8 protein-coding genes and 1 tRNA gene are annotated in these 7,140 nt (G+C 64.4%); 5 read left to right on the top strand and 4 right to left on the bottom strand.

Translation table 11 applies throughout. From position 1 onward, the window contains the following. Positions 1–60: 60 nt before the first annotated feature. Positions 61–146, top strand: a tRNA-Leu gene (locus VMR03_RS04285). A gap of 11 nt (positions 147–157) precedes the next feature. On the opposite strand, the gene VMR03_RS04280 is transcribed toward VMR03_RS04285, so the two are convergent. Further along, on the bottom strand, positions 158–1,282 hold the full coding sequence (locus VMR03_RS04280; RefSeq protein ID WP_325402616.1) for a chlorophyllase/cutinase-like alpha/beta fold protein: 1,125 nt from the start codon (positions 1,280–1,282) through the stop codon (positions 158–160). Further along, a complete protein-coding gene (locus tag VMR03_RS04275) occupies positions 1,251–1,937 on the bottom strand; it encodes a TetR/AcrR family transcriptional regulator (protein ID WP_325402615.1) in 687 nt (228 codons plus the stop codon). Before VMR03_RS04275 ends, VMR03_RS04280 begins: the two co-directional genes overlap by 32 nt. A gap of 115 nt (positions 1,938–2,052) precedes the next feature. On the opposite strand from VMR03_RS04275, the gene VMR03_RS04270 reads away from it, so the two are divergent. The 3 genes from VMR03_RS04270 to VMR03_RS04260 all read left to right on the top strand — a co-directional run bounded on the left by VMR03_RS04270 (position 2,053) and on the right by VMR03_RS04260 (position 3,858). Next, positions 2,053–2,844 carry a Coq4 family protein gene (locus VMR03_RS04270; protein ID WP_325402614.1) on the top strand — a complete coding sequence of 264 codons (792 nt, stop codon included), beginning with the start codon at positions 2,053–2,055 and terminating at the stop codon, positions 2,842–2,844. Positions 2,845–2,929: 85 nt separating this feature from the next. Continuing rightward, complete coding sequence (locus VMR03_RS04265) at positions 2,930–3,283, top strand: Spx/MgsR family RNA polymerase-binding regulatory protein (protein ID WP_325402613.1); 354 nt, start codon at positions 2,930–2,932, stop codon at positions 3,281–3,283. Beyond that, positions 3,280–3,858 carry a GNAT family N-acetyltransferase gene (locus VMR03_RS04260; RefSeq protein ID WP_325402611.1) on the top strand — a complete coding sequence of 193 codons (579 nt, stop codon included), beginning with the start codon at positions 3,280–3,282 and terminating at the stop codon, positions 3,856–3,858. Before VMR03_RS04265 ends, VMR03_RS04260 begins: the two co-directional genes overlap by 4 nt. On the opposite strand, the gene VMR03_RS04255 is transcribed toward VMR03_RS04260, so the two are convergent. After that, positions 3,855–4,124 carry a sulfurtransferase TusA family protein gene (locus VMR03_RS04255; RefSeq protein WP_325402609.1) on the bottom strand — a complete coding sequence of 90 codons (270 nt, stop codon included), beginning with the start codon at positions 4,122–4,124 and terminating at the stop codon, positions 3,855–3,857. The genes VMR03_RS04260 and VMR03_RS04255 overlap by 4 nt on opposite strands. 175 nt (positions 4,125–4,299) lie before the next feature. On the opposite strand from VMR03_RS04255, the gene VMR03_RS04250 reads away from it, so the two are divergent. After that, positions 4,300–6,099 carry a long-chain-acyl-CoA synthetase gene (locus VMR03_RS04250; RefSeq protein WP_325402607.1) on the top strand — a complete coding sequence of 600 codons (1,800 nt, stop codon included), beginning with the start codon at positions 4,300–4,302 and terminating at the stop codon, positions 6,097–6,099. A gap of 138 nt (positions 6,100–6,237) precedes the next feature. Here VMR03_RS04250 and VMR03_RS04245 read toward each other — a convergent pair whose 3' ends face one another. Further along, positions 6,238–7,020 carry a hypothetical protein gene (locus VMR03_RS04245; protein ID WP_325402605.1) on the bottom strand — a complete coding sequence of 261 codons (783 nt, stop codon included), beginning with the start codon at positions 7,018–7,020 and terminating at the stop codon, positions 6,238–6,240. Between the last annotated feature and the right edge of the window lie 120 nt (positions 7,021–7,140).

The following is a 7,140-nucleotide window of genomic DNA, read 5'->3' as shown; positions in this document are numbered from 1 at the left end:
CCGACACATTTCGTTTGATCGGATCGAGCCGCCGACTATCATGCGCCCCTCGCATGGCGAGCCCCTGTGGCGGAATGGTAGACGCGGCAGACTCAAAATCTGTTGCCTTCACGGGCGTGCTGGTTCGAGTCCGGCCAGGGGCACCAATCGACAGCTTTCACGGCGCAAGCGTGACCGCGAGGTCCCGGACGGGCTGGCCGTCGCTCCACACACCCATGAAACGCTGCTCACCGGTGTTCCCGAGCGCATATTGACGGTTGCGCCCGTAGAAGGCCGCGTCGGTCAGCGCGTCGAAGAGCTTCCATGTGCCGTACCAGTCGAGGGCATCGGGGCCCGTCCTCGGCGAGGACGAGCGTTCGTCCGCATTCCGGCGCGCCTCCAGTCGTTCGCGAAGGCGACCGCCGAACGGACCCTGGCGTTCCGGCGCTCGTCCGGCCTCGCCGGAAGGTGCCGTGGGCGCCCTGTGGTCGGCGACGAGAGGCGGCGTGCCGTGATCGTCGCTTCTCATCAATATGAAGTTCTTGTCGGCCGGACGGATATTCGTCGTTTCGGCGAATATGCGCCGGGCGTCGCCGTCGCCGACCATCCGGTCGGCATCGCCCGCGATCGCGAGGAGCAGCGTGCCCGCCGGGATACTGCCGAGATCGGCAAGGGCAACCCGTGCGCGTTCCGGTCCCGTCGTCTTGCCGGGCTCCGTGCACATCACGGCGCGGGGTGGCGGTAATCCCTCCCTCGCGGCCAGCGCGGCGAGGTTCGCGGCCAGCAGGCCGCCGACCGAGTGCCCGAGATAGGCCACGCGGTCGAGGCGCGGCTTGATCCCGAATACATCGGAGGAAAGGCGCGACAGGGCATTCTTCACCGCCGCGACGGCGTTCGGGGTGAAGTCGGCCGTCGGCGTCCGCAGGTTATTCTGATAGCGGGGAAAGATCACGATGTTGCCGCGCCGGACGATATGGTCGATCCAGCCGCGATAGGTGCCGGGGTCGGTCGCGCCCCATCCATGCGTGAAGACGACCACGGGAGCCTCGGCCGGCCTCGGCGATGCGGGTAGAAAGATCGTGTAGGCCGTCGCTCCTTCGCCGGCCTCCCTTTCTTCCACCGCCGCATGCGCATATTGGGCTCCGCCGGGGCCGCTGGCGGGCTGGGACGGCGGCGTTGCCGCGGCGATTGCCGGGGAGGAGGCAAGGAGATATCCGCAGAAGGCGACCGGAAGAAGAATAGAGCGCAGCGACAACATGATCGGTCCGGTTTCAGCTCTTGCGCGGACCGCAGCGCTCGACATGCTCGCTCAGCAGGCGCGCAAACCAGCGGCGGAAGCGGATGACGCCGTCATGGTCGAGGCCGGCTTCCTCCGCGAGGTGACGGCCGATGATCGCGTCGCCGAAGGCCGCGTTCGCCGTCAGCATGGCCATGAACATCGTGTCTTCCTGATCCGGCGTCGGGGCGTTCCGTTCAGCCGCTTCCCTCACGCGATGGCTGTGAAGCGCCGTCGCGATCTCCGTCATCAATGCGCGCGAGCCGTCGGCTTCGACAAGGCGTCCCGTCAGCATCATCCAGGAGAGGAGCCGCGCCGTGCCGCGGTCGCTCAGCGCCTCGAAGACATTCTCGATGAGTTCGTCCGCCTCGAGCTGGTCGCCATTCTTGCCCTGGAGGGCCGAAAGCATCTTCTCGCGAAATTGCGAGGAGGTGCGCGCGATCAGCGTACGCACCAGGCCCTCCCGGCTCTCGAAGTGATGCAGGATCGCCGGATGCGAAATGCCGACGTCGCGGGCGATGTCCTGAAGCCGGATGCCTTCCGGACCTTGCGTCGCCAGCCGCTCCTCGGCGGCATCCAGAATGAGCCGTCGTGCCTCCTCGGCCGAGCGGCGGACGCGTTTTGCGGCGGGCTTGTGCGGGGGCGCGGCCGGGGAGAGGTCCGTTTTGGGTGCGGTACTCACCTTGAAAGATTCCTTCCGTCGTATATTGACAATTGTGTCAGTATTTAATATCTAGATGGAGTACCAAAGCGCGATTTTCGCCGTCTAATCAAGGCCACATCGAGGAAGCCCGCATATGACGATGACCGCAAACGTGACGAACCAAGCGCCGATGCGCGCCCGCCGCAAACGGATCGAGCCGATGAAGGCCATCCGCGCCGTTCGTGCGCTGATTGCGGACAAGGAAGATACCGGTCAGGTCTTCAAGATCATCGATGCGCTTTCGGGCGGTGCCGACGAGCGCATGTTCAACAAATTCATGGCGACCGCGACGGGCAAGAGCATCGTTGCGGAGAAGCGCGACCTGATCGCTTTGCTCAATGATCGCGAGCGTCTGTCGAAGTTGCCGGTGGGTACGCTCGGCCGCACCTATTACGAATTCATGGCCGAAGAGAACCTCACCGCCGACGGTCTCGTCGCGGCGAGCAAGGAAGCGCCGCGCCTCTATGAGGAAATGCCGGAAGGGGCGGAGATCTTCAGCAACCGCATGCGGGATTCGCACGACCTCTGGCATGTGACCACCGGCTATGGCCGCGACGGCCTCGGTGAGCTTTGCCTGCTTGCCTTCACCTATGCCCAGACGCGCAATCGCGGCATCGGCTTCATCGTGCTGGTGGGCGCGCGCGTCGCCTCGAAGGAAGCGCCGGGCATCGGCATCTGGAAGGCGATCCGGGAAGGCTATCGCAACGGCAAGGCGGCCTCGTGGTTGCCGGCCGCCGATTGGGAAGCGCTGCTTGAGCAGCCGCTCGCCGACGTGCGCCGCCAGCTCGGCGTTGCCACGCCCGTGACCTATCAGCAGGTCGAGCCGATCACCTCGGCGCGCGAGAAGGACTCCATCACCGGCCAGGGCATGAAGCAGGCTGCCTAATCGGGCTTTGCGATCCCGCCCGTCCTGATATGATTTCGGAGCCTCGGGATTCGTCCCGGGGCTTCTTGCGTATCGGGGGCGTCTCGTGATCACCGTCTACGGCCTGAAAAACTGCGACACCTGCCGCAAGGCGCTGGCCTGGCTCGGCGAGCAGAAGATTGCCCATCGCTTTCACGACATTCGCGCCGACGGCATTTCGCGTGAGGATGTTGCGCGCTTCGTGAAGGCGGTCGGCGCCGAGAAGCTCGTCAACAAGGCGAGCACGACCTGGCGCGGCTTGCCCGACGCGGAGAAGGACGTCTCGACCGAGGCCAAGGTCGTCACGCTGCTGGCGGCGAATCCGACGCTCATCAAGCGGCCCGTCTTCGAGAACGGCAAGAGCGTCGTCTCCGGCTTTCGCGACGCCGAGAAGGCGGCGATCAAGGCCATGGCAAAATGACGCTCCGGGCGCGCGTCCGCGTGCAGCATCCGCTGGCGCTTCCCATCGAGACGCCGCGCCTCCAGTTGCGGGATTTCCGCAAGGCCGACGTCGAGGCGGTTCACGCCTATGCGTCGCTCGACGAGGTCGCCCGCTTCATGATCTGGGGCCCTAACACGCTGGCGCAGAGCCGTGCGGCGATCGACGGTTTCATCGAGGATCAGCGCGCCAAACCCCGCGTCGTTTTCGATCTCGCGATCGCCCTGAAGCCGAAGAAGCACGTCATCGGTGGTGCGGGCCTGCGCATCACCGACTGGGAAAGCCGGACCGGCGATCTCGGCTATGTGCTGCATCCCGATTACTGGGGACATGGGCTTGCGGAAGAGGCGGCGCGTGCGCTCCTCGAAGCCGGGTTTCTTGAGCTCGGACTCCGGCGCATCGTCGCGAGCTGCGACCAGCGCAACAGGGCGTCCGCCCGCGTCATGGAGAAACTCGGCATGCGCCGCGAGGGCGCCTTTCGCCAGTCGCGGCTCATTCAGGACCATTGGCGCGACGAATATCTCTACGCGATCCTCGCCGAGGAATTTCTGGGTTAGCCGGCGGCCTCCGGGCCGCGCCGGATCAGGAACTCGATCCATGTGCCCCGGTCGCGGGTTTCAACGAGTTCATGGCCTTCCTCGGCGCAGAAATGCGGCAGGTCGATGCGCGACACGGGGTCGGTCGTGAAAACGCGGAGCAGCCTTCCGGGCTCAAGCCTCGCGAGCCGCTTTTTTGTGCGCAGCACCGGCAAGGGGCATTTCTGCCCCATCACGTCGAGCAGCACTTCGCCTTCGTCTGGCTGGTTTTCCTGGGCGCCGCCCATTCGCGGTGATCTCCTAAAAAAGCCGGCGGATCATGGCGTCTGCGGTCCATTCTGTCACCCCGCCAATCGGTATTTCCCTTGTTTTCCGGCTTTCCTTGACCGCGCGGCGGCTTGCCGGGCATAACAGGCTCAACATCGGAACGCGGCATAAACGCTGGGGAAACTGGAGCGAGGAATGGGCCTTTTCAGGCGGATTAGAAACGAGATCGTTTATGTCCGGGCGGCGCTCAGGACGCTGAAGCGGCTCGGCGACATCTACAAGACGCCGAGCAAGACCTTCGCCGATACGATCGAGGAACTTGCACGGAGCAAGCCGAACAACATCGCGATCTATTTCGAGGATCGCAAGATCACCTATCGCGAGCTTGACCAGGCCGCGAGCCGCTATGCGCGCTGGGTGCTGGCGCAAGGGGCCGGCAAGGGCGACGTCATTGCTCTGATGATGGAGAACCGGGCGGAATATGTGATCGCCTGGATCGGCATCCTGAAGGCCGGCGCGGCGGCCGCGCTCATCAACACCAATCTCGTCAAGGGACCGCTCGCGCACAGCCTCAACATTTCCGGCGCGCGGCATCTGGTGCTCGGATCGGAACTCGCGAATTCCTACGCGACCGCCGTCGACCAGCTTGAGCACCCCTTCACCGTCTGGACCACGGGCGCGCCCGTGCAGGGCATGCAAAATCTCGATGCCGCGCTTGCGCAGCAATCGGGCGACCCGCTGCCGGCGGGAACGCGCAAGGACCTGACGCTCAACGACGACGCGCTCTTCATCTATACGAGCGGCACGACCGGCAATCCCAAGGCCGCGCGGTTGCCGCATGCGCGCGTCCTCACCATGATGACCGGCTTCTCGGCGGCGGCGAACGCCGGCGAGAAGGATCGCATGTATATCGCGCTGCCGCTCTACCACTCGGCGGGCGGCGTCGTCGCGGTCGGCACGACGCTGACGGTCGGCGGCTCGATCATCATCCGGCGCAAATTTTCGGCGCGCGAATTCTTCTCCGACTGCCGCAAGTACAACGCGACGATGTTCCAGTATATCGGCGAGCTCTGCCGCTACCTCCTCAACACGGAGAAGCAGCCGAAAGAGAACAAGCACAAGATCCGTCTCGCCATCGGCAACGGGCTCCGCCCGGAAATCTGGCCGGGCTTCCAGAAGCGCTTCAAGGTGCCGAACATCCTCGAATTCTACGGCGCGACGGAAGGCAATGTCGCGTTGATGAATTACGACGGCACCGTCGGTTCCGTCGGCCGCATTCCGGGCTGGGCGAAGAAGCGCTTCAACGTCGAACTCGTGCGCTTCGATCTCGAAACCGAGACGGTGGTGCGCGGTGCCGACGGCTTCTGCATCAAATGCGAGCCGGGCGAGGCCGGCGAGGCGATCGGCAAGATCTCGAACGATCCGAACACGCCGACCGGTCGCTTCGACGGTTATGCCAAGAAGGAAGAGACCGAGAAGAAAATCCTCCGCGACGTCTTCGAGAAGGGCGACGCCTGGTTCCGCACCGGCGATCTCTTGCGTCAGGACAAGCTCGGCTATTTCTATTTCGTCGACCGCATCGGCGACACCTTCCGCTGGAAGGGCGAGAACGTCTCGACGGCGGAAGTCTCGGAAGCGATTTCCGTTTTCCCGGGTGTGCAGGAAGCCAATGTCTATGGTGTCCATGTGCCCGGCGCCGACGGCCGCGCCGGTATGGCGTCCATCGTCGCCGACGGCAATTTCGATCTCGAAAAATTCCGTGTGCATCTCGACAAGGAGTTGCCGGAATATGCGCGCCCGCTCTTTGTGCGTCTGAGCGACGGCATGGAAATCACGGGCACCTTCAAGCAGCGCAAGGTCGAACTCGTCAAGGAAGGTTTCGACCCGAAAGAGATCAAGGATCCGATCTATTTCCGCTCCCCCGTCGACGGCCATTTCGTGCCGGTCGACCCCGGCCTCCATGAACGCATTTGCGGCGGCGAGATCAGGCTCTGAATTCACCTCCCCCCTTGAGGGGGAGGTCGAACGGCGAAGCCGTTCGGGTGGGGGGCTTCTTCGAAAGACTCTTTCCTGAGCCTACCCCCCTCCCAACCCTCCCCCTCAAGGGGGGAGGGCCAGGACAGGGGTTCGAGCTTACTGCGCGGCGTCTTTTTTCTTGTCGAGGCCCATGGCGGCGAGGATTTCGGGGCGGATGTTTTCCGTGCCCTTCTTCTCGACATGCTGGGCGACGCGGGCGCCGACAGCCATCATCGCCTGCCCCATGAAGCTTTCGCGATTGTCCTTCGCCCAGTTGAGCGAGATATCGCGGTTGTCGTTCAGGTTCTGGAATTTCGGGAAGACGTAACGCGCCATCAGCTCGTAGGAGCGCTTGGTGTTTTCCCAGTTCGCCCAGTTATGTGCGAGCTGCATGAAGCAGCCGAAGCCGCCCGACTGCTGCAGCAGGCGCTCGATCTGCGCGATGGCATCGTCCGGCGTGCCGATGACGGCCATGCCGGAGGCGATGAGCGCGTCGACGGGATCGGAGCCGTCGGTCGGCGCGAGCGGCAGAGCCGCCACTTCGCGGAAATAATAGAGCCACTGTTCGAGGCCGAAGCGGACGTTCTCGCGCGCCTTCTCGCGCGTCTCGGCGATATGCACCGGGCCGACGAGACGCCAGCCGGACCTGTCGACCGTCTGGCCGTTGTCCTTCGCCGTGTCCTCGCAAATCGCCCAGTTGGTCGAGAGCGCGTTGAAGCCACCGGCGGATGTCGCGCCGATAGAGAGAAGCGAGAGGCCATGGCGGCCGGCCGCCGTGGCGCCCGTGGGCGAGACCTGGCTTGCCACCGCGATCTCGACCGAAGGCCGCGACCAGGGCGTCATCTGGAGACGCGCATTGTTCAGCTCGAACCAGTCGGTCTTCCTGGAAGTCGCTGCCACCCTCCTCCAGCGCCAGCTTGGCGGCGAAGGCCTCGGCGTAGCCGGCGATCGCGTTCAACGGGTTGTGCTCAGGCATGGGCCACCTCTTTCTTCGCCTTCAGCTGCTTGAGTACGGCGCGG

Source organism: Parvibaculum sp., assembly GCF_035511255.1.
Lineage (GTDB): Bacteria > Pseudomonadota > Alphaproteobacteria > Parvibaculales > Parvibaculaceae > Parvibaculum.
This window is presented reverse-complemented; position numbering and strand designations above follow the sequence as displayed.

What these genes read in the sequence shown, in the direction of transcription:
- VMR03_RS04280 (WP_325402616.1), bottom strand. Translation starts at nt 1,282, where the DNA reads ATGTCGAGCGCTGCGGTCCGCGCAAGAGCTGAAACCGGACCGATCATG.
- VMR03_RS04270 (WP_325402614.1), top strand. Translation starts at nt 2,053, where the DNA reads ATGACGATGACCGCAAACGTGACGAACCAAGCGCCGATGCGCGCCCGC.
- VMR03_RS04260 (WP_325402611.1), top strand. Translation starts at nt 3,280, where the DNA reads ATGACGCTCCGGGCGCGCGTCCGCGTGCAGCATCCGCTGGCGCTTCCC.
- VMR03_RS04255 (WP_325402609.1), bottom strand. Translation starts at nt 4,124, where the DNA reads ATGGGCGGCGCCCAGGAAAACCAGCCAGACGAAGGCGAAGTGCTGCTC.
- VMR03_RS04250 (WP_325402607.1), top strand. Translation starts at nt 4,300, where the DNA reads ATGGGCCTTTTCAGGCGGATTAGAAACGAGATCGTTTATGTCCGGGCG.